The organism is Mycolicibacterium cosmeticum (assembly GCF_000613185.1).
Classification (GTDB): domain Bacteria; phylum Actinomycetota; class Actinomycetes; order Mycobacteriales; family Mycobacteriaceae; genus Mycobacterium; species Mycobacterium cosmeticum.
Map to the genome: position 1 here is coordinate 600,739 of NZ_CCBB010000003.1, position 20,253 is coordinate 620,991.

The 20,253-nt window shown below is 68.6% G+C and carries 23 protein-coding genes and 3 tRNA genes; 13 read left to right on the plus strand and 13 right to left on the minus strand.

What is annotated here, in order from left to right:
* Positions 1-50: 50 nt before the first annotated feature.
* The 5 genes from BN977_RS21985 to BN977_RS22005 all read right to left on the minus strand — a co-directional run bounded on the left by BN977_RS21985 (position 51) and on the right by BN977_RS22005 (position 4,661).
* Positions 51-770 (minus strand): crotonase/enoyl-CoA hydratase family protein, encoded by a 720-nt coding sequence (locus tag BN977_RS21985; RefSeq protein ID WP_036401511.1) that lies wholly within the window; start codon positions 768-770, stop codon positions 51-53.
* A 10-nt stretch (positions 771-780) separates the two neighbouring features.
* Positions 781-1,623: a DUF8453 domain-containing protein gene (locus tag BN977_RS21990; protein ID WP_036401514.1), complete on the minus strand. Its 843-nt coding sequence runs from the start codon at positions 1,621-1,623 to the stop codon at positions 781-783.
* A gap of 82 nt (positions 1,624-1,705) precedes the next feature.
* On the minus strand, positions 1,706-2,584 hold the full coding sequence (locus tag BN977_RS21995) for a phospholipase effector Tle1 domain-containing protein (protein WP_051561799.1): 879 nt from the start codon (positions 2,582-2,584) through the stop codon (positions 1,706-1,708).
* A 210-nt stretch (positions 2,585-2,794) separates the two neighbouring features.
* The gene (locus BN977_RS33375; protein ID WP_051561801.1) at positions 2,795-3,844 is read right to left on the minus strand and encodes a DUF4352 domain-containing protein; all 1,050 of its coding nucleotides are present in this window, start codon (positions 3,842-3,844) and stop codon (positions 2,795-2,797) included.
* 103 nt (positions 3,845-3,947) lie between these two features.
* Positions 3,948-4,661: an MBL fold metallo-hydrolase gene (locus BN977_RS22005; protein ID WP_036401517.1), complete on the minus strand. Its 714-nt coding sequence runs from the start codon at positions 4,659-4,661 to the stop codon at positions 3,948-3,950.
* Positions 4,662-4,788: 127 nt separating this feature from the next.
* On the opposite strand from BN977_RS22005, the gene BN977_RS22010 reads away from it, so the two are divergent.
* From BN977_RS22010 to rplA, 13 genes are all read left to right on the plus strand, one after another.
* On the plus strand, positions 4,789-5,238 hold the full coding sequence (locus BN977_RS22010) for an RrF2 family transcriptional regulator (RefSeq protein ID WP_024454126.1): 450 nt from the start codon (positions 4,789-4,791) through the stop codon (positions 5,236-5,238).
* Complete coding sequence (locus BN977_RS22015) at positions 5,235-6,404, plus strand: globin domain-containing protein (protein WP_036401519.1); 1,170 nt, start codon at positions 5,235-5,237, stop codon at positions 6,402-6,404. Before BN977_RS22010 ends, BN977_RS22015 begins: the two co-directional genes overlap by 4 nt.
* 202 nt (positions 6,405-6,606) lie before the next feature.
* A tRNA-Thr gene (locus BN977_RS22020) sits at positions 6,607-6,679 on the plus strand.
* Between the two features lie 39 nt (positions 6,680-6,718).
* Positions 6,719-6,792, plus strand: a tRNA-Met gene (locus tag BN977_RS22025).
* A gap of 25 nt (positions 6,793-6,817) precedes the next feature.
* The gene (rpmG, locus tag BN977_RS22030; RefSeq protein ID WP_023985310.1) at positions 6,818-6,985 is read left to right on the plus strand and encodes a 50S ribosomal protein L33; all 168 of its coding nucleotides are present in this window, start codon (positions 6,818-6,820) and stop codon (positions 6,983-6,985) included.
* Positions 6,986-6,994: 9 nt separating this feature from the next.
* Positions 6,995-7,471 (plus strand): (3R)-hydroxyacyl-ACP dehydratase subunit HadA, encoded by a 477-nt coding sequence (gene hadA / locus BN977_RS22035; RefSeq protein ID WP_024454128.1) that lies wholly within the window; start codon positions 6,995-6,997, stop codon positions 7,469-7,471.
* On the plus strand, positions 7,458-7,886 hold the full coding sequence (gene hadB, locus BN977_RS22040) for a (3R)-hydroxyacyl-ACP dehydratase subunit HadB (protein WP_024454129.1): 429 nt from the start codon (positions 7,458-7,460) through the stop codon (positions 7,884-7,886). The genes hadA and hadB overlap by 14 nt, the downstream gene beginning before the upstream one ends.
* 3 nt (positions 7,887-7,889) lie before the next feature.
* Positions 7,890-8,411: a (3R)-hydroxyacyl-ACP dehydratase subunit HadC gene (hadC, locus tag BN977_RS22045; protein WP_036401524.1), complete on the plus strand. Its 522-nt coding sequence runs from the start codon at positions 7,890-7,892 to the stop codon at positions 8,409-8,411.
* Positions 8,412-8,531: 120 nt separating this feature from the next.
* Positions 8,532-8,604 (plus strand) — tRNA-Trp (locus BN977_RS22050).
* A 67-nt stretch (positions 8,605-8,671) separates the two neighbouring features.
* Positions 8,672-9,130: a preprotein translocase subunit SecE gene (gene secE / locus BN977_RS22055; RefSeq protein WP_036401526.1), complete on the plus strand. Its 459-nt coding sequence runs from the start codon at positions 8,672-8,674 to the stop codon at positions 9,128-9,130.
* Between the two features lie 29 nt (positions 9,131-9,159).
* A complete protein-coding gene (gene nusG / locus BN977_RS22060) occupies positions 9,160-9,978 on the plus strand; it encodes a transcription termination/antitermination protein NusG (protein ID WP_036401528.1) in 819 nt (272 codons plus the stop codon).
* 35 nt (positions 9,979-10,013) lie between these two features.
* The gene (gene rplK / locus BN977_RS22065; RefSeq protein WP_024454133.1) at positions 10,014-10,442 is read left to right on the plus strand and encodes a 50S ribosomal protein L11; all 429 of its coding nucleotides are present in this window, start codon (positions 10,014-10,016) and stop codon (positions 10,440-10,442) included.
* Between the two features lie 61 nt (positions 10,443-10,503).
* Positions 10,504-11,211 carry a 50S ribosomal protein L1 gene (gene rplA, locus BN977_RS22070; protein WP_024454134.1) on the plus strand — a complete coding sequence of 236 codons (708 nt, stop codon included), beginning with the start codon at positions 10,504-10,506 and terminating at the stop codon, positions 11,209-11,211.
* A gap of 73 nt (positions 11,212-11,284) precedes the next feature.
* Here the strand turns inward: rplA and BN977_RS22075 are convergent, their stop codons facing one another.
* The 8 genes from BN977_RS22075 to BN977_RS22110 all read right to left on the minus strand — a co-directional run bounded on the left by BN977_RS22075 (position 11,285) and on the right by BN977_RS22110 (position 20,172).
* Entirely contained in the window at positions 11,285-12,208 is a 924-nt protein-coding gene (locus tag BN977_RS22075) for an endonuclease/exonuclease/phosphatase family protein (RefSeq protein WP_234709656.1), read from the minus strand.
* On the minus strand, positions 12,208-13,410 hold the full coding sequence (locus tag BN977_RS22080; RefSeq protein ID WP_036401530.1) for an RNA polymerase sigma factor: 1,203 nt from the start codon (positions 13,408-13,410) through the stop codon (positions 12,208-12,210). The genes BN977_RS22075 and BN977_RS22080 overlap by 1 nt, the downstream gene beginning before the upstream one ends.
* Positions 13,411-13,423: 13 nt before the next feature.
* Positions 13,424-14,119 carry a YciI family protein gene (locus BN977_RS22085; RefSeq protein ID WP_024454137.1) on the minus strand — a complete coding sequence of 232 codons (696 nt, stop codon included), beginning with the start codon at positions 14,117-14,119 and terminating at the stop codon, positions 13,424-13,426.
* Between the two features lie 91 nt (positions 14,120-14,210).
* The gene (locus tag BN977_RS22090; protein ID WP_036401532.1) at positions 14,211-15,107 is read right to left on the minus strand and encodes an alpha/beta fold hydrolase; all 897 of its coding nucleotides are present in this window, start codon (positions 15,105-15,107) and stop codon (positions 14,211-14,213) included.
* Complete coding sequence (locus tag BN977_RS22095; RefSeq protein WP_036401534.1) at positions 15,104-16,471, minus strand: ABC1 kinase family protein; 1,368 nt, start codon at positions 16,469-16,471, stop codon at positions 15,104-15,106. The genes BN977_RS22090 and BN977_RS22095 overlap by 4 nt, the downstream gene beginning before the upstream one ends.
* Before the next feature lie 55 nt (positions 16,472-16,526).
* Positions 16,527-17,429 carry a 3-hydroxyacyl-CoA dehydrogenase gene (locus BN977_RS33380; protein ID WP_024454140.1) on the minus strand — a complete coding sequence of 301 codons (903 nt, stop codon included), beginning with the start codon at positions 17,427-17,429 and terminating at the stop codon, positions 16,527-16,529.
* Positions 17,417-18,682, minus strand: a complete 1,266-nt coding sequence (locus tag BN977_RS33385) for an iron-containing alcohol dehydrogenase (RefSeq protein ID WP_024454141.1) — start codon at positions 18,680-18,682, stop codon at positions 17,417-17,419. Before BN977_RS33385 ends, BN977_RS33380 begins: the two co-directional genes overlap by 13 nt.
* Positions 18,679-20,172 (minus strand): NAD-dependent succinate-semialdehyde dehydrogenase, encoded by a 1,494-nt coding sequence (locus BN977_RS22110; RefSeq protein WP_024454142.1) that lies wholly within the window; start codon positions 20,170-20,172, stop codon positions 18,679-18,681. Before BN977_RS22110 ends, BN977_RS33385 begins: the two co-directional genes overlap by 4 nt.
* Between the last annotated feature and the right edge of the window lie 81 nt (positions 20,173-20,253).

Here is a 20,253-nt window from a genome sequence, read left to right on the forward strand (position 1 = left end):
AATCGGCACATAGGTCTGCGGGACCGCCCCGGCCGTCGGCCCGCCGCGCCCTACTTCAACGTGAGCGCGAACTCCTCGGCCAGGCCGTCGATACCGGCGCGGATGGCCTCGATGGCCGATGCGCGGGCCTTGGCCTTGCTGGCGACGTGCGCCTTGAGGTTCAGGGTCGCGGCGTACTCGGCCGCCACCGCCTGCGCCCGGCCCAACACGTCGTCGCGGTCGACGATCTCGTCGAGCCAGCCGGCCGCGATCGCGGCGTCGCCCGAGAAGGTGGCCGCCACGGATACGGCGCGGGAGAACGCGGCACGGGTCAGGCGCATCCGCATGATCTCGACGGCCGAGATCGGCAGCGTCATCCCGATCGCCACCTCGTTGGCCTGGCAGCGGGATTTCTCCGACCCCACCCGGTGGTCCCCGCTGAGCAACAGGAACGAGCCCATGGCGATGGCGGGCCCGGTGGCCGCCATCACGATCGGTGCCGGAAAGCTCAAGGCCCGCACCGACAGTTCGAATCCGGCGGTCAGCATCGCCAGTCCGGCGGCGGGGTCGCCCGAGGCGAACACGCTCAATTCGAAACCGCCGCTGAACACCCGGGAATTGCCGGCCAGCACCACGGCTTTCACGGTGCCCGCCGAGATGTCGGCCTCCGCCTGATCCAGCGCGCCGTTGACCGTCGCCAGCATGGTGGGCGACAGCGCGTTGACCTTGCCGTCGTCCAACGTGATCGTCGCGACGGATTCGTTGACCGAGTAACTCACCGGGGTCGTCATGGAGCGGATGTTACGGAGCGTGGTTGCGAATTCCGATGGCGGGGCTCGAGTGATGTCTGCCGCCGGGCCGCTTGTCATCGATCCACGGGAAGTCGAGCTCGGTGGTCTGGTCGACCTGGCGGGTCCGCCAACGGTCCTGGGTTTCGCGCACCGCGCGGTTCATCCGGTCGATCTCGGCCCGGAACACCTCGGGCCGGGTTTCCTTGGATGCGTAGTGGAAGTAGGTGAGCAGGCTGCGCAGCAGCTCCAGCTTCTGCTTCTCCCGTTTGGCCAGATCGTGGTTGAGCATCAGGTCGAGGCGTTGGGCCGGCGGCAGGCTCTCCCAGTCGAGCGCCACCGCGGACGTGTATTCCTGCGGCTTGCCCTTGTCACCCGAGGGACGGTCGCGGTAGGTCAGGGTGCCGTCGAATCGCGACCGGATCTCGCCGCCGAGTTCTGCCCGGCTGATCGCCGAATCCCAAACGGTTCGCCACTCCTGGCCGGGCGCCAGCTGTTTGAGTTCGCTGGGGAGGCGGAGTTCGCCGATCTCCGGTGGCCCGTCGTCGTAGGCGTCCTCGTAGCGACCCACGGTCAGCGGGGCGGGGAAGTCGAATTCGACATCGTGTGCCGCGGACTTGCCGAAGTTACGCACCACCAGCTCGATGACGTGCCAGTCGGTGGCGCTGGGCTCCATGTACATCACCACGTGGGGGCGCAATTCGTCACGCTTGAGCTGGCGGTTTCGTTTGATCACCCGTGCCACGAAGATGAGGGCGAGGACCGCGAGAAGGAGCCCCGTCCACGCCGCGATGGTCAACCAGGCTGCAGAGCCCAGGCCGGCCAGATCGGTCCATCGATCGCGAAACCACTCCACAGCGCCCTCATCAGTTCGTCCGATTGCGCTCTGGACAGTAGCGCTTAGCCAAGTGTCGCGTAAACAGCGACCTTCGGCATTGCTAGCTGGCGGCCGCGAGGGCCGTGGCGGCGATGGGCTGCCGGGGCCCGTCCTGGACCAATCGTTCGGTCCGGGCCAGCCACTCGGTGTCGGTCCACACCACTTCGGCGGGCAGTCGGCGCCAGTAGGCCGGGTGCGCCCGCACATGCTGTTCGACGCTGGCGTGCACGCCAGCGGCGTTCGGCACCCGCCGCAGCCCGCGGGTACGCGAATCCCGCCGCGCACCGGTCGAATGCGCGACCGGATCGGCGTCGATCCGCAGCCCGGCGCGGGTGGCGCCGTCGAGCACCCAGTCCAGCGTGAGCGCGTCGGTCAGGATCCCGCGGTGTGTGCCGCGGAACCAGACCTCTTCGACACCCTCCACTCGTTGCAGCAGGGGCCCGCCGTCGATGGCGATCGCGTGCCTGCCCTCGATCACCTGCACGGGTCCGGCGGTGCCGCGCGTTCTGGTGGTGTCCCACAAGCCGAGGAAGCGAACCGGCACCGCGATTTCCGCTTGCGCGGTCAACCCGGCAGCGACGGCCGCGATGGAGCGCCAGTCGTCTCCGCTGCGCGGCGTGCGCGGCACGGCGTAGGTGGCCAGCATGTAGTCGATCAATTCACCGTCGAGCACGCCGATCGTGCCGAGTAGCCGGCTCAAGGACTGGGCGCACGCGGCGCCGCGGCCGGCTCCGAACACGAAGATCTCGTCACCCGGTTGCCAGACCCGCACCAGATGCCGGTAGCCCTCGCTGATCGCGATCCTGGCCTCGTCGGATGCCGCCCGACGGCGACGCGGGACGTCGTGACACCAGATGGATTGGGTGTCGTCGAGCAGTGTGGGCAACGCGGTGACATGGGAGGGCGGCTCTTCGCCGAAACACAGCACGATGTTCGTCACAGCAACCCCCGACGGATCCGCCACAAGCGAAACTGACGATCATTCTGCCAACGCGGCCTGCTGGGCAACAGTCCGCAAATCCGCCGAAAACCTCCTGTTGTTCGACGAAATCCGGCTTGGCAAGGCTACCGTGCTACGGAATCAGTCGTCTGTCCGCTGTTTGGCGGACATCTACCTGCCCGGTTCGCGGCGCGGGTGTCGAGGTTGGGGCTAACTCAGCGGCAGAACGGCGCCGGCGCTGGACAGGTCGCCGTGCACCTGCAGCGACTCCGGCACGGTCCCGGGCGGCACATCGAAGGCGATGGAGACGTTCGCTGGCTCACCCGGGTACACCACCGTCGAGGTGCCACCGAGATAGAACGTGGCCTCGGTGTCGGGGGTGAAGGTCTGGCCACCGGCGGTGAGGACCTGCTGATCGGCCACGAAGGCGGCGGGCGTCTGACCGTTGTTGGTCAGTGTCAGATGCACGACGACGAATTCACCCGTGGCCGTCTTGGTCAGCTGGTCGTTGTCCGGGGCGACCACCGTCGGCCCGATGTCGATGCCGTCGCTGGTGAAGGTGACGTCACCGTCGACCGCCTCACCGGCGACCGGCGCGGCGGTCTCGGTCGGAGTTTCGGTCTCCGACGGGCTCGACGTCGACTCGGTGCTGGACGGCTCACTCGACGCGGTATCCGGCAGGCTCAGCTGGCTGGATTCGGGCTTGTGGATGACGAACGCGTACACCAGCACCGCGATCAGGGCGAGGAGTAGCACGCCCACCGCAGCGAGGTAGCCCTTGAGCAGATTGCCATTGCCGGCGGCTCGTTCGGCCGGTTCGGCCGGCGGCGGGGCGTAGGTCGGTACGCCCGGCGGGGCCGGTGGCGGGGTGTAGGTGGGAACGACGGTCGTGGCCGGTTCGGGCCGCGGCACTTCGACGGTCTCCTGCTCAATGGCAGCGGGCGGCTCGGCCGGTTCGGGTGCCGGGTCGGCGGGTGCCGGCTCGGCCGGTTCGGCCTGCGGAACCTGGACAACGGAGGTCGGCTGCTCGCTGGCGGCCTTGTCCCAGGACGGCATCTCCATATCGGTGGGCCACGGCGGCAGCTCCGACGGCCACGACGACGACGGCTCCTCGGCCGGTGGAGGCGGTTCCGGTGCCGGTGCCGGTGGCTGCTGTGCGTGCGCCTGGTGCTCGGTCCACGCCGTGCCGTCCCAATACCGTTGACCACCCGTTCCGTCGGGGTCGGGGTACCAGCCGGCCGGGGTCGGCGGTGTCGTCATCGCAGGGCTTCCTCCCCATCGCGCGCCGCAGGGGCGCTGTGACCCCGCAGAATAGCCCAGCCCGGATGACACCGCGCGGCTTTGCCCGGCCGCGTCGGCCAGGTCAGCCGCCCATCAGCAGGCGCCACTGGTCCAGGTTGCTCGCCCGGTAGACGTAGTTGGAGCGCTTGACCGCCGACAGCGGAGCGCTCGGATCACTGGAGTACCAGTGGCCGGGAAATACCGTCGGATCCCCGGACAACGCCGCGAGCGCCTGCAGGCTGCGGAACATGTCGTCGACGTCGCCGCCGGGAAAATCGGTGCGGCCGCAGCCCTCCAGGAACAGCGTGTCACCGGCGACCAGCCGCCCGTCGAGCAGGAAGCACTGGCTGCCCGGAGTGTGACCGGGGGTGTGCAGCAATTCGATCTCGATATCGCCGACGGCCACCTTGTCCCCGTGTCGGTGTCCGGTCAGTTCGCTCGGCGCGATACCCGTGACCCGCGAAACCCATTCGCTCTCATGGGCATTGACGTGCACCGGCACGCTGACCCGCTCCAGCAGTTCGGCCAGCCCCTTCAACTCGAAGCCCATCATCGACCCGCCGACGTGATCGGGATGGTGATGCGACACCAGCACGCCGGACAGGCGCATCCCGTCGGCCTCGAGTGCGTCCACCAGATCACCGGCCGCGTACGCCGGATCCACCACCACCGCGTCACCCGTCTCGCGGTCACCGATCAGGTAGGCGAAGTTGCGCATCTGCTCGGCGATCATGTCGCCCGCGGCGAAATCGCGGCCGGACAGCAACTGGCGGAAGTACAGGCGGTCTTCAGGCATGGGCACAGCGTAGGGCGCCGCCCCCGGGCGGAGATATCCGCAGGTCTAAAAACCGCATGTCATGAGGTGTTTGACCGCACACCGAAAAATGTCGCATCCCAAATGCCGAATTACTACCGTCTGTCGTATGCAGCTCACCCGGTTCACCGATCTCGGCTTGCGGACCATGATGCTGCTGGCCGCCGCCGACAGCGACGGCCGGCGCATCACCACCCGCACCATCGCCGCGGGCGCCGACGCCTCGGAGAACCACATCGCCAAGGCCGTCGCCCGGCTGGCCGAACTCGGCATGGTCAACGCCCGGCGCGGCCGTGTCGGCGGACTCGAACTGACCGACGCCGGCCGGCACGCCGCGCTGGGCCGGTTGGTGCGCCAGCTGGAGGGCGACGCCGAAGTCATCGACTGCACCGGCGGTGCCCAGCCCTGCCCGCTGATCCCGGCCTGCCGGCTGCGCCGGGTGCTCGCCGAGGCCAAAGAGGCCTTCTACCGCCAGCTCGACGGCTACACCATCGACGACCTGTCGGGCAGCGCCCTGCTTCCCGTCATCGCTTTACCCCTGGAAAGGAAACCCCGATGACCACCACCACCGAAACCCAAGAACTGGTCCCGGCCCACGCCGAGATCGTCACCGCGACGCTGCCGCTGATCGGCGCGCACATCGACGCCATCACGCAGGCCTTCTATCGCCGGTTGTTCGACAACCATCCCGAACTGCTGCGCAACCTGTTCAACCGCGGCAACCAGGCCCAGGGCGCACAACAACGGGCGCTGGCGGCCTCCATCGCGACGTTCGCCACGCATCTGGTCGACCCGAACCTGCCGCACCCCGCGGAGCTGCTGTCCCGGATCGGACACAAGCACGCCTCGCTGGGCATCGTCGCCGAGCAGTACCCGGTGGTCCACGACAACCTGTTCGCCGCGATCGTCGAGGTGCTGGGTGCCGACACCGTCACCGCCGAGGTGGCGCAGGCGTGGGACCGGGTCTTCTGGATCATGGCCGACACCCTGATCGAGCTGGAACGCTCGCTGTATGCCCAGGCCGGGGTGCGTGACGGTGACGTCTACCGGCGAGCCGAGGTGCTGTCGCGGGTCGACGACCCGTCCGGCGTGGTCCAGGTGACGGTGCGACCGGTCGGCGGTGAGGTGCTGTCCTTCACGGCGGGCCAGTACGTGTCGGTCGGGGTGACGCTGCCCGACGGCGCTCGCCAGCTGCGCCAGTACAGCCTGATCAACACCGGTGGCAGCGGTGACCTGACCTTCGCGGTGAAACCGGCGGGCGAGGTGTCGACGTGGATCCGGGACAACCTGCGCGTCGGCGATCTGCTCGACGTGACGGTGCCGTTCGGTGACCTGCCGGCCCCTGCGCCCGGGCTGCCGCTGGTGCTGATCTCGGCCGGTATCGGCATCACCCCGATGATCGGCATCCTCGAAGCCCTGGACCCGGCCACCCGCGTCGTCGTGCTGCACGCCGACCGCAGCGCCCAGACCCATCCGCTGCGGGAACGCCAGCGTGACCTGGTGGCCGCGCTGCCCGACGCGACGCTGGAGCTCTGGTACGAGGACGGCGCGCCGGGCGCCCATCAGGGCTTCCTGTCCCTCGACGGCGTCGAGTTGCCGGACGGGGCCGAGGTGTACCTGTGCGGGGCCGACGGTTTCGTGCGGGCGGTGCGGGATCAGCTGAGCGCCCGCGGCATCACCAAAGTGCACTGCGAGCTGTTCAGCCCCAACGACTGGCTGCTCTGACGGCGTCGGCCACCGAGACTGAAGCCACGGACGAAAACCCGGCGTGCGGCGTCCCTGGCTTCAGTCTCGGCGGGTCTGGCCGGGCGGAACCGGGTCGCAAGGGGTCTTCACGGGCCGGCGGAAGCCGATTACGCTGCCGTTTTGGCGACTGAATCGGCGAGAATGTACCCTCTTTAAGGCCCACGGGCCGCAAGCAGTGCACGCCCCCTTAGCTCAGTCGGCAGAGCGTTTCCATGGTAAGGAAAAGGTCAACGGTTCGATTCCGTTAGGGGGCTCGGTGGACGCCAGGCGGATCGCCGCCTTCGTCTAATCGGGGCGGTGTAGCTCAGCTGGTTAGAGCGCACGACTCATAATCGTGAGGTCGGGAGATCGAGCCTCCCCACCGCTACAGGCAACAACGAGAGGCAACTGACGTGGCGTCGAGTACCGACGTACGGCCGAAGATCACTTTGGCCTGCGAGGTGTGCAAGCACCGCAACTACATCACCAAGAAGAACCGGCGCAACGACCCGGACCGGCTGGAGATCAAGAAGTTCTGCCCGAACTGCGGTCACCACCAGCCGCACAAAGAGTCCCGCTGATCCTTCGCCGTGGCTCTGTCATCGAATATCGTCGGGATGCATTATCGCTATCCCGATGCGTATGAGGTGGGACGCGAGAAGGTGCGCGAGTACGCCCTGGCGGTCAAGAACGACGCGGCGTACTTCCAGGATGAAGCTGTCGCCGCCGAGCTGGGTCACCAGACCCTGCCGGCGCCGCTGACCTTCATCAGCATTTTCGGCTACACGGCGCAGTACGCGTTTTTCCGGCACGCCAACATCGGGATCCACGACGCGCAGATCGTCCAGGTGGACCAGGCCTTCACCTTCGTCCGGCCCATCCGCGCGGGTGACAGGCTGTACTGCGACGTCTACGTGGATTCGGTGCGGCAGGCACACGGCACCGACATCATCGTCACCAAGAACATCGTCACCAACGACAAGGGTGAGGTTGTGCAGGAGGCCTATACGACCCTGGCGGGCCGTGCGGGCGACGGGGAAGAGGGTTTTTCTGATGGCTCTGCGTGAGTTCAGTTCGGTCAGCGTCGGCGACACCCTGCCGGAGAAGGTCATCCCGCTGACCCGGCAGGACCTGGTCAACTACGCCGGCGTCTCCGGGGACCTCAACCCCATCCACTGGGACGACGACATCGCCAAGCAGGTCGGCCTGGACACCGCCATCGCGCACGGCATGCTGACCATGGGCCTCGGCGGCGGCTACGTCACCGACTGGGTGGGCGACCCGGCGGCCGTCACCGAATACAACGTCCGCTTCACCGCGGTGGTGCCCGTGCCGAACGACGGCGTCGGAGCGGAGATCGTCTTCAACGGCCGGGTGAAGTCGGTGGAGCCGGAGAACAAGTCGGTCACCATCGCGCTGTCGGCCACCACCGGCGGCAAGAAGATCTTCGGCCGGGCCATCGCCGTGGCGAAGTTGGCCTGACCCATGGCATTGCGCCCCGATCTGCTCGGGATGGTCTACAAGTACCCCGAGGTCTTCGTCGTCGGCCGTGAACAGGTCAAGCTGTTCGCCAAGTCGGTCAAATCCGAGCATCCCGCCTCGCTGTACGAGGATGCCGCCGCCGAACTCGGCCACGACACCTTGGTTGCCGGGCCGACCTTCGTGTCGATCCTGGCGAATCTGGTGCAGCAGGATTTCTTCCGCAATATCGACGTCGGCATGGAGACCATGCAGATCATCCAGGTGGATCAGCGGTTCGTGTACCACCGGCCGATCAAGGTGGGCGATCGTCTGCACGCGGAACTGGAGATCATGTCGGTCGACGAGCGCTTCGGCGCCGATATCGTCGTCACCCGCAACATCCTTCGGGACGACGATGCCGACGACGCCTTCGTGGTGATGGAGGCGTTCACCACGCTGATGGGTCACGAGGGTGACAACTCGGTGTCGGTGCAGTACGACCGGGAATCCGGACAGGTGCGGCGTACGGCGGTCGCCCGGGATTAGTAACTAACACTTGGGCCGATGTACACTCGGTCCTCGGGGTTTTCCCACATCAGCGCGCTGTCCGTCGGTTCGGAAATCGGCCGGTCGGGGAGCGCGCGAATTGTGTGAGGGCCGCAACGAAGGGGCGTAGCTCAACTGGCAGAGCAGCGGTCTCCAAAACCGCAGGTTGCAGGTTCAAGTCCTGTCGCCCCTGCTCAACTGAATACTCGACGAGTGTGGACACTGGAAGGTGACCACCCGAACCAGATGAAAGGCATGCGGTGAGCGACGAGCGCGACAGTGCCGGCTCCGAGGGCACCGAGGATGCGGGCATCGAGGACGCGGCCGGTCAGACGGCCGTCGTGACCCGTCCGCTGCGCCCGACCGGAAAACGGTCCCGGCGTCCCGCGGCGGCCCCGGTGGAGGACGCGGAGCCGTCCGATGCCGACGACACCGAAGCCTCTGACGACGACGAGCCTGCCGCCAAAGGCGGTAAGCCCGCGAAGGCCGGCAAGACCGCCAAGGTCAAGAAGAGCGACACCAAGCGGGTGAACCCGTTCGCCTTCGTGTGGAACTACCTCAAGCAGGTCGTCGCGGAGCTGCGCAAGGTCATCTGGCCGAACCGCAAGCAGATGGTCAGCTACACCACGGTGGTCCTGGTGTTCCTGGCGTTCATGGTCGCGCTGATCGGTGGGGTCGACCTCGGGCTGGCCAAGCTCGTGTCGATCGTGTTCGGCTGACCGGAAGAATTGAGAGAGGACTGACAACCGTGACTAGCTTCGACGGCGACGAACAGCTCGACGCCGAGACGCCTTCGGGTGATGCCGTCGACGTGCTCGACGAGACCCTGGAGGCAGGCGAGGCGGAAGCCACCGACGCTTCAGAGGCTCCCGAGGCCGCTGATGCCGACGAGCCCTCGGAAGAGGCCGCCGAGGCCCCCGAAGCCCCCGAGGAAGACGTCGATCCGGCGACCGCGCTCAAGAAGGAGCTGCGTCTCAAGCCCGGTGATTGGTATGTCATCCACAGCTACGCCGGCTACGAGAACAAGGTGAAGGCCAACCTCGAGACCCGCGTGCAGAACCTGGACGTCGGCGACTACATCTTCCAGGTCGAGGTGCCCACCGAAGAGGTCACCGAGATCAAGAACGGCCAGCGCAAGCAGGTCAACCGCAAGGTGCTGCCCGGTTACATCCTGGTGCGCATGGACCTCAACGACGAGTCGTGGGGCGCCGTGCGCAACACCCCCGGCGTGACCGGTTTCGTCGGCGCCACCTCGCGCCCGTCGCCGCTGAGCCTGGACGACGTGGTCAAGTTCCTGCTGCCCCAGGGCGCGGCGAAGAAGGCCGCAGGCAAGGCCGCATCCACGGCCGCCGCGGCGGCGTCGTCCGAGGCGACCCTGGAGCGCCCCGAGATCCTGGTCGATTTCGAGGTCGGCGAGTCGGTCACCGTCATGGACGGGCCGTTCGCCACGCTGCCCGCCTCGATCAGCGAGGTCAACGCCGAGCAGCAGAAGCTCAAGGTGCTGGTGTCCATCTTCGGTCGCGAGACGCCTGTGGAACTGACCTTCAACCAGGTCGCCAAGATCTAAAGCTTCGAAGAAGAAAAGAAAAGGAACGAACAACAATGGCCCCGAAGAAAAAGGTCGCCGGGCTCATCAAGCTCCAGATCCAGGCCGGGCAGGCCAACCCCGCCCCGCCGGTCGGTCCCGCGCTTGGTCAGCACGGCGTCAACATCATGGAGTTCTGCAAGGCGTACAACGCCGCGACCGAGTCGCAGCGCGGCAACGTCATCCCCGTGGAGATCACCGTCTACGAGGACCGCAGCTTCACCTTCGCCCTGAAGACCCCGCCCGCCGCCAAGCTGCTGCTCAAGGCCGCCGGTGTGCAGAAGGGTTCCGGCGAGCCGCACAAGACCAAGGTCGCCAAGGTGAGCTGGGATCAGGTGCGGGAGATCGCCGAGACCAAGAAGGAAGATCTCAACGCCAACGACATCGACGCCGCGGCGAAGATCATCGCAGGCACCGCCCGCTCCATGGGTATCACGGTCGAATAGACCAGAAACGCGTGGGAGAGCCCGCTTCGGCTCGCAACCACAACTCTGAACAGGAGACACAATGAGCAAGAACAGCAAGGCATATCGCGAAGCCGCCGAGAAGGTGGATCGCACCAACCTCTACACCCCGCTGCAGGCCGCCCGGCTGGCCAAGGAGACCTCGTCGAAGAAGCAGGACGCGACTGTCGAGGTGGCCATCCGCCTGGGCGTCGATCCCCGCAAGGCCGACCAGATGGTCCGCGGCACCGTGAACCTGCCGCACGGCACCGGTAAGACGGCCCGTGTCGCGGTGTTCGCCGTGGGTGAGAAGGCCGAGCAGGCGCTGGCCGCCGGCGCGGACGTGGTTGGCAGCGACGATCTGATCGAGAAGATCCAGGGTGGTTTCCTGGATTTCGACGCCGCGATCGCCACGCCCGACCAGATGGCCAAGGTTGGCCGCATCGCCCGCGTGCTGGGCCCGCGCGGTCTGATGCCCAACCCCAAGACCGGCACCGTGACCGCTGACGTCGCCAAGGCCGTGGCCGACATCAAGGGCGGCAAGATCAACTTCCGCGTCGACAAGCAGGCCAACCTGCACTTCGTGATCGGCAAGGCGTCGTTCGACGAGGCCAAGCTGGCCGAGAACTACGGCGCCGCCCTCGACGAGGTGCTGCGTGCCAAGCCGTCGTCCTCGAAGGGCCGGTACCTGAAGAAGGTCACCGTGTCGACGACGACCGGCCCGGGCATCCCGGTGGACCCGACGGTCACCCGGAATTTCACGGAGGAATAGAAAGTCGGTCCGAGTGGCCAGTCGTTGTGCGGGTTGATCGAAATCCCGTGCAGTGACTGGCCATTCGGCATTTTCAGGCTCGCCCCAGCACCACCGTGGCCACCAGCGCCCGGTGATCCGACCCCGGCACTCGCACCGCGCGGATACCGGTGACGGTGGCGTCCCGGGTCAGCACATGGTCCACCGCGACGACCCGCGGGACCGGCAGGTCATCGGGGTGGGTGCGCAGGAACCCGGCGCCGGCCTGGCCGGCGCCGTCGGCGTAACCATCACGCAGCAGGGCGCGGAAGACGCGCACATCGGCCGTGGCGTTGAGGTCACACCCCACCACCACCGGACCCTCGGTGCTCACGCGCTTCAGTGCGGGTCCCAGCCGCGCGATATCGGCGCGCCAACTCCCGAACGCCGACCGCGGCGGAGACAGGTGGGTGCAGACCACCGTCGCCGGGGTCGACAGACCGGGCACGCGGATGCGCGCGGTGATGAACCCGCGCTGGAAACGCTCGTCGCTGCCGGTGCCAAGCACCGGATGGCGGCTCCACAGTCCGACGCCGGACGCGCGCTCGCCCGGTCGCAGCATGGCGAACGGGAAGGCCGCCGCGAGCCGAGCCGACAGCGCGTCGGCCAACTCCGGGGTGAGTTCCTGCACGGCCAGCACGTCCGCGTGCCGCTGGGCCAGCTCGGCGACCGCCACCGGATCCGCTTGGCCGTAGCGCAGATTCGCGGTGACGAAGCGCAGGACCGGGCCTGACGGCGCTCGCCGGCGGACGAAGGACGGCAGTTGGGTCGCCAGCGCCGCGGCGGTCACCACCGCTGCGCCGGTGGCGGGCGCACCGCGCCCGGATGCCGCGAAGGCGACGGCCGCCACCGGGGCGCCCAGCATGAGATACGGCGACAGCGCGGCCGTCAGCAGCACGGTGCGATTGACGGCGGGCAGGAAGCGGGCCGCCAGGGCGGCGGTGGCGATCACGAGCAGCGCCACCCCGAGTGCCCCCATCAGCCCCCGCATTCGGCGAGCCGCCGGCGCAGGAACTCCCGTGCCGGTTCGGAAGCGTTGCGGTCCAGGGCGATTCGATACCAGTGCGCCGCCTCGGGCAGCCGCCCAGCACGGCGCAGCAGGTCGGCCCGGATCGAGGCGACCACGCTGGAGCGGGTCAGTCGGGGATCGTCGGCGACCTCGTCGAGCGCGGCCAGGCCGGTATCGAAGCCGGAGCGGAAACCCAGCGCCAGCGCCCGGTTGGCCCGGGCCATCGGGGAATCGGTGATCGCGATGAGCCGATCGTAAGCCGCGCAGATCACCGCCCAGTCGGTCGACTCCCAATCCGGCGCCGTGGCATGCGCGGCCGCGATCACCGCCTGCGGCAGATACGGTCCCGCGGCGCCGGCGGCCAGCCGCAGCCGGTCCAGCCCGCGCGCGATCCGGCCCCGATCCCAGCGGGTGCGGTCCTGCTCCTCAAGGGGCGTGAGCACACCGTCGGCGTCCACCCGGGTGCTGCGCCGCGAATCGTGCAGCAAGGTCAGCGCGGCCAGGGCGTGCGTTTCGCGGACCCCCGGCATCAGCGCGCACAGCTCACCGGCCAGCCGCACCCCCTCGTCGCAGAGGTCGTCGCGGATGGCCGACGGCCCGCCCGTCGACCAGTACCCCTCGGTGAACACCGAGTACACACAGGCCAGCACGTGCGGGGTGCGCTCGCCGAGCAGTTCGGCCGGCGGCACCCGCAGCGGGATGTTGGCGTGCCGGATCTTGGCCTTGGCGCGGGTGATCCGCTGCCCGACGGCCGCCTCGGACTGCATCAGCGCCCGCGCGATCTCGGGCACCGTCAACCCCGAGATCAACCGCAGGGTGAGGGCCAGCTGCGAGGGCCCGTCGAGGGCGGGGTGCGCGCAGGTGAACATCATCCGCAGCTCGTCATCGCGCACCGGGTGCACGGGCCGGTCGTCGGCCGGAATCGGCATCGCCGCGAGTTCCTTTCCGGGGCGCGATGTTTCGCGTCGCAACCGATCCAGCGCCCGATTGCGCGCGACGGCGATCAGCCAGCCGCCGGGGTTGGCCGGCGGGTGGTCGCCCCAGCTGCGCAGTGCCTCGGTGAAGGCCTCCTGGACGGCGTCCTCGGCGATGCCGAGATCGCCGCACCAGCGGGCGAGCGCGGCCACCGCAGGCCCCCATTCACGACGGAAGACGCCGTCCAGGATGGTCATTCGGTACGGGGCGTTACAGACCGGCGATCCCGGCCAGCTGCCGCACCAGCACCGAACCGGCGGGGATCATCGAGGCGACCTTGACCGCCTCGTCCTGATCGGCGGCCCGGATCAAATAGAAGCCGTTGGCCACCTCGGCACCCTCGGCATACGGGCCGTCGGTCAGCAGCACCTGCCCGTCGCGCACCCGCACCGTCGTCGCCGTGGCGGGCGGATGCAGCGGCGCGCCGCCCAGCACGTGGTCACCGATCGACGTGCGGGCTTCCTGATGCAGGGCCACCCTGGCCTCGAACTCGGGGGAGCCGGGGATGTTGACGTCTTCCGGTGCCTCCAGCAGCAGGCCGAGCCACGCCGCCCCGACGGGCTCGGTGGGGGCGCCCCAGTGCACCATCGGCCACACCTCGACGGCGCCGTACTGCGCGGCCGGGATGTCGCGGGCCAGGGCCAGCGCGTCGTCGAGGTTGTCGGCCTCCAGCACGTAGTAGCCGCCGGCCACCTCAGCGCCTTCGGCGAACGGACCGTCGGTCACCACCGGATTGCCCGGCCAGCCGGTGATCAGCTTGCCGTCCTTGGCGGCGCAGAGCGCGTCCCCGGCGCGGATCGCCGACCCGGCCTTGGCGTGGAACGCCTGATAGGCGGCCATCTCGGCGGCGCCTTCGGCGGGGGTCAGTGCGCGCTCCGGGCCCAACAGCAGTGCGAAGTAGTACATGACGCCTCTTTCGGTAGGGGCGGGACCTGGTATCCCACTCTCTACCTGTCCGACGAACGGCGCCCGCCCAATCCGACAGATGGGCCGAAAATCAGCTCGCGAAGTTCGACTTCAACTCGCCGACGATGTCATCCCACAGGGCTTCGGGCAGGTCGTGGGCCATTCCGTCGAACAGCACCAGCCGGGCACCGGGGATGGCCCTGGCGATCGCCCGGCCTCCGGACGGGCGCATCAGCTTGTCAGCCTTGCCGTGGATCACCACCGTCGGCGCGGTGATCTGCCGGTTGTAACGCCGCAGGCTGCCACTGCCCATGATGGCCGCGAATTGTCTGCCCACCCCGGCCGGGTAGTACGAGCGCTCGTAGCTCTCGATGGCGTCGGCGCGGGCCCGCTCCGGTGGCGTGGGGAACCCCGGGCTGCCGATGATGCTCAGCACCCGCACCGAGTTCTCGACGATGGCCTCCCGGGTGGCCTCCTTGGGTTTCTGCAGGATGGCCAGCAGTTGTTTGGGCCCGGGCGGGGGCAGCAGCGCCTGGTTGTTGCTGGAGAAGATGACGCCCAGGCTGCGGGTGCGGTGCGCGTGCCGGGCGGCGAAAACCTGGGCGATCATGCCGCCCATCGACGCGCCGACGATGTGCGCCCGGTCGATGCTCAGGTGATCCAGCAGCGCGGCCGCGTCATCGGCCATGTCCTCCAGGGTGTAACCGGCCGGGCTGCGCAACCCGAGGAAGGACCGGGCCATCCGGGTCGGCAGCGGCGCGCCGCTGCGGGCGTGGGGCAGCTTGGTGGACAGCCCGATATCGCGGTTGTCGAAGCGGATGACACGCAAACCCTGGTCGACCAGTTTCTCGACGAAACCCTTGCGCCACAACAACAGTTGCGCGCCCAGCCCCATGACCAGCAGGACGGCCGGGTCGTCGGGATTGCCGAAATCCTCGTAGACGATCTCGATGTCACCGTGCTTGGCGGTGCCGGTACGGACGGTCATGCGTTGCCCTCTTCTTCGGCTTGTTTGTGCTCCCGGCTGATCTCCACCATGAAATTGGCGAAGTACCCGGTGAACTGCGGGTCACTCATCATCTGCCATCTCGGTGCCAGCAGTTTCATGTAGCGCTCCACGTAGAGGAACTGCTTGCCGATCAGCACCAGCTCGCGCGGCAGCTTCACGTCGTAGGCGTCGGCCAGCGTCGAGAGCTGCCTGCCGATCTCGGCATAACTCATCTCGCCGAGCGAGGACATGGTCAGCGGCGTGGCGAAACGCTCCAGATCCTTGGCCGCCTGGGCCTCCGGCTTGACGGTGCCGACCGCGCCCATCAACACCACGATCTTGCCCGCGGCCGCATGGTCCTTCTTCACCAGCAGCGCATAGACCAGCTCGCGCAGCAGCCACCGGGTGCGCGGGTCGATGCGGCCCATGATCCCGAAGTCGAAGAAGACGATCTTGCCGTCGTCGTCGACGTAGAGGTTGCCGGCATGCAGGTCACCGTGGAACAGGCCGTGCCGCAGGCCGCCCTCGAACACGCTGAACAGCAGGGCCTTCACCAGCGCCTCACCGTCGAACCCCTTCTTGCGGATGGCGGCGACGTCGTCGATGCGGGTGCCCTGGATGCGCTCCATGGTGAGCACGCGCTCGCTGGTCAGATCCCAGTACACCTGCGCCACCCGGATGTTCTCGCCCAGCGGGGAGGCGTGCATGTGCGCCACCCAGGCGTCCATGGATTGCGCTTCCAGGCGGAAGTCCAGTTCCTCGGCCAGATTGTCGGAGAAGTCGGCGACCACGTCCTGGGCCGACAGTCGCCGGCCCAGCTTGGCCAGCTCGACGATCTGCGCCCCGCGTTTGAGGATCTGCAGGTCGGCGGCCACCCGGCGGCGGATGCCGGGCCGCTGGATCTTGACCACCACCTCTTCGCCGGTGTGCAAGGTGGCGTAGTGCACCTGGGCGATGGACGCCGACGCGAACGGGGTCTCGTCGAAGGATTTGAACAGGTTCTGCGGTTCGTCGCCGAGTTCCTCCTTGAAGAGCTTGTGCACGGCGTCGGGGTCGGCGGGCGGCACCCGGTCGAGCAGTCCGCGGAATTCCCGCGACAGCGGCTCGCCGAAGGCGCCCGGGCTGGAGGCGATGATCTGGCCGAACTTGACGTAGGTGGGGCCGAGGTCGGCGAAGGCTTGGGGCACCTGCTTGATGATCTTCTGCTGCAGGCTGCCTTTGCCCAGGATGTTGCCGACGACGCGGGCGCCGGCCCGGGTGACCTGCCAGCCGGTAGCGCCGATCCGGGCGGCTTCGACGGGCAGCGGCACCCGATCGAGCCTGGCGACCTCGCGGTGCTTGGCTTTCGATGGCTGAGTGCTCATGTGTGCAGTGTCTCAAAACCGCCGGTAGCACCAAAACCTGCGGGGTGTCCGGCGGCTACCGGCGCAGTTCGATGAGCTTGCGGTCGCGCCACCGCACCCGCTGGTCCCAGTCCCGCAGATCGAGCAGGGCGCGCCGCTGCGCGGTGACCTCGGCGACCAGTTCGGGGGTCCACGGATCGTGTTGGCCCCGCTCGGCGCCCATCCGTTCGTACGCCGGGCCCATCTTGGCGGCATGCGAGGCGATACCGCCGCGGGTGTTCAGGTCGGCGGTTTCGAACGGCCCCATGAAGCTCCACCGCAGCCCGAGCCCGCTGCGGACCACCTCGTCGATATCGTCGACCGTCGCGACGCCGTCGCGGACCAGGCAGTAGGCCTCGCGCAGCAGCGCACCCTGCAGCCGGTTGAACACGAACCCCTCGACCTCCCTGCGCACCAGCACCGGACGCAGGCCCGCCGACCGGTACACCGCGACGGTGTCGGCCACGATCGCGTCCGCGGTCGCCGGCGAGGGCACCACCTCGACCACCGGCAGCAGGTACGGCGGGTTGCCGGGGTGGCCGACGAGGACGCGCGCCGCGATCTGCGGCGCCAGCCCCTCGGCCAGGGTGCTCGCCACGATCGCCGAACTCGAGCTGACCAGCGGGACATCCGCATCGGTGAGGGCGGCGGCCCGTTGCAGCAGCGTCCGCTTGAGGTCGGCGCGCTCGGGCGCGCACTCCTGGACGAAGCCGGCACCGGCCAGGGCGGCCGGCAGATCCGTGGTGAAGGTGACGCGATCGGTGTCGGTGCCGAGCTGCTCGAGCCGCAGTGCCAGGTCTTCGGCGGCCCTGGGCAGCGCCTCCTCGACCGGGTCGTAGACGGTGACGTCGAAGCCGTTGGTGGCGAACAGGATCGCGAAGGCAACACCGATCGAGCCGGCGCCCAGGATCGTCACCGGCGGCTGACTCACAGCCGCCACCAGCCGCGATCCCCGTCGTAGCCGCGCCGCAGGATCGCCAGCACCGCGTCGACGGTCAGCTCGCGCGGATTGTTGGCCGTCAGGCGGGTGGCCAGCATGGCCTGCTCGGCGACATGGTGGAAATCGCCGGGCGCCAGGCCCAAGGTGCGCAGATCCAGCGGGGCCCCGAGGGTCGCCAGGATGGCTTCGATCCGTTCGATCGCCGACTGCGCCTGCCGCTCTTCGGGATCCGACTCCACCGCCGCGCCGAGGATGCGGCCGATCTCGGCGAACTCCGGAATCCGGGCCGGCAGGTTGTAGCGCATCACGTACGGCAGCAGTGCGCTGATGCCGAAACCGTGCGGGGTGTGGGTGAGCGCCCCGATCGGGGACTGGATGGCGTGCGCCCCCGCGGTGCCCGCGGTGTTGATGGCCATGCCCGCGCAGTAGGCGCCGAACAGGGTGTCGGAGCGGGCCGACAGGTCGGTCGGGTCGGCGGCCACCGCGGGCAGCGACCGGTTCAGCAGGGCCAGCCCGGTCCGCGCGTAGACGTCGGCCAGCACGTTCTTGCCGGCGTACAACGTGGTCGAGAGTTGGTCGGCGTCGGGGTTCTTCGCACGCCCGGTGAACGACTCGATGAGATGGGACAGCGCGTCGGCACCCGACGCGGCGGTCAGCCCGGGCGGGCAGCTCAGCGTCAGTTCGGGGTCGATGATCGCGGCGTGGGCTTCCAGGTAGGGGCTGGCAACCCCGACCTTCATGCCCTGGTCCTCGTCGAAAACGACGGAGATGCAGGTGACTTCGGCCCCGGTGCCGCCGGTGGTGGGCACGGTGACCACCGGGATGCCCGGGCCCGGCACCAGGAACTGGCCGTAATAGTCGCGTACGTCGCCGCCGTGGGTGAGTACCACCGAGGCCACCTTCGCCAGGTCCATGCACGATCCACCGCCGATACCGACGATCGCGGCCACCTCGCACGCGCCGAACCGCTCGGCGATGTCCACCACGTTGCGCCGGGGCAGGTCGGGTTCGGTCCCGTCGTAGACGAGGGCCGAAACACCCTGCTGGGTGAGGTCTTCGGTGATCCGGCCGAACTCTGCGCTGGCGGCCATCCGCGTGTCGGTGACGATCAGGACGCGGTCCCCGAGAGCGCCGAGGACACGCGGCAGCTGGCGGCGCTGCCCGGCGCCGAACAACACCATCGCCGGCTGCCGCAACAGGCCGATCCCGATCTCGTTGACGGTGCGGACGGGCGGGGTGAGGGTGTTCGTCATGACAGGCCTTCCTCCTCGTCGACCGTGAGGGCCAGATACTTCGGTTCGAGGTAGTCGTAGATGGCGTCATGGCCGCCTTCGCGGCCCAGTCCGGACGCCTTGGTACCGCCGAATGCGGCGGCCGGGTCGGCCATGATGCCGCGGTTGATTCCGACCATGCCGAAGTCGAGGCGTTCGGCGACGGCGACGGCCCGGGACAGATCCTTGGTGAACACGTAGGCGGCCAACCCGTAGCGGGTGTCGTTGGCGAACCCCACGGCCTCGGCGGTCGAGGCGACCTCGTAGATGGTCGCCACCGGGGCGAACAGTTCGCGGCTGCACAGCTGCTCCGGGCGGCCGGGCACCCGGAACACGGTGGGGGAGAAGAAGTATCCGGCGCCGGGCAGTGCGCTACCCCCGGTCAGCAGCTCGGCGCCGGCGGCGTGCAGCACGTCGACCAGCTCGAGCACCGAATCCCGTTGCCGCGCCGAGATGATGGGCCCGACGTCGACGCCCGGGTCGAAGCCGTTGCCGACGGTCAACAGTTCGGTCAGTTCGACGAACCGGGTGGTGAACGCCTCTGCGACGGCGCTGTGCACGATGATCCGGTTGGCCGCCACACACGCCTGGCCGGCATTGCGGAACTTGCACACGACCGCCTGCTGGGCGGCCAGCTCGACGTCGGCGTCGTCGAGCACCACGAACGGCCCGTCACCACCGAGTTCCATGGACGCGTTGATGATCCCCGGCGCGGCCTGGGCCAGCAGCGTGGCGCCGACGCCGGTGGATCCGGTGAAGCTGACCTTGCGCAGCCGCTCGTCGGCCATCAACGCCGCCGATACCCCCGCCGAGTCGGTGGTGTGCACCAGGTTGACCACCCCGTCCGGGAAGCCCGCTTCGCGCAGCGTCTCCACGAACAGCGCACAGGTCAGCGGAGTTTCCTTGGCGCTCTTGACGATCACCGGGCAGCCGGCGGCCAGCGCGGCCCCGGCCTTGCGCGCGATCATCAGCATCGGGAAGTTCCACGGCGTGATCAGCAGCGCCGGGCCGACCGGTTGATGGGTGGTGATCACCCGGTACCCGCCGTGCGACGACGGTGCATAGGTGCCGTGCAGGTGGGCGATCTGCTCGGTGTACCAGAGGAAGAACTCGGCGCTCAAGGCGAACTCGGCGCGCGACTCGGTCAACGGTTTACCGCTCTCGGCGGTCATCACCTCGGCGAACGCATCGGCCCGCTCCGTCAGCAGCCGGTGCGCGCGTGCGAACAGGTCGGCACGGTCCCGCGGGGTGACGTGCTGCCAGCGGGACCGGGCGGCGTGCGCGGCGTCCAGGGCCGCGAGCGCATCGGCCGGGGTGCCGTCGGCGACCTCGGCGATGGTGGTCCCGGTGGCCGGATCCAGCACCGCGAAGGTCTTCTCGGCCGGGCGCCACCCGCCGTCGATGAACGCTCCGGTGGGCACACGTCGGCCGTGCACGGTGGATTCGGCGGGGCCGGCAAGGGTGGTGGTCATGGAAGGCACGCTAGGTCCGGGATCCGACCTCGGATCCGAGTGCGTCTTTTTGAGACAGTGCCCCGTTGCGACGCCCGCGGT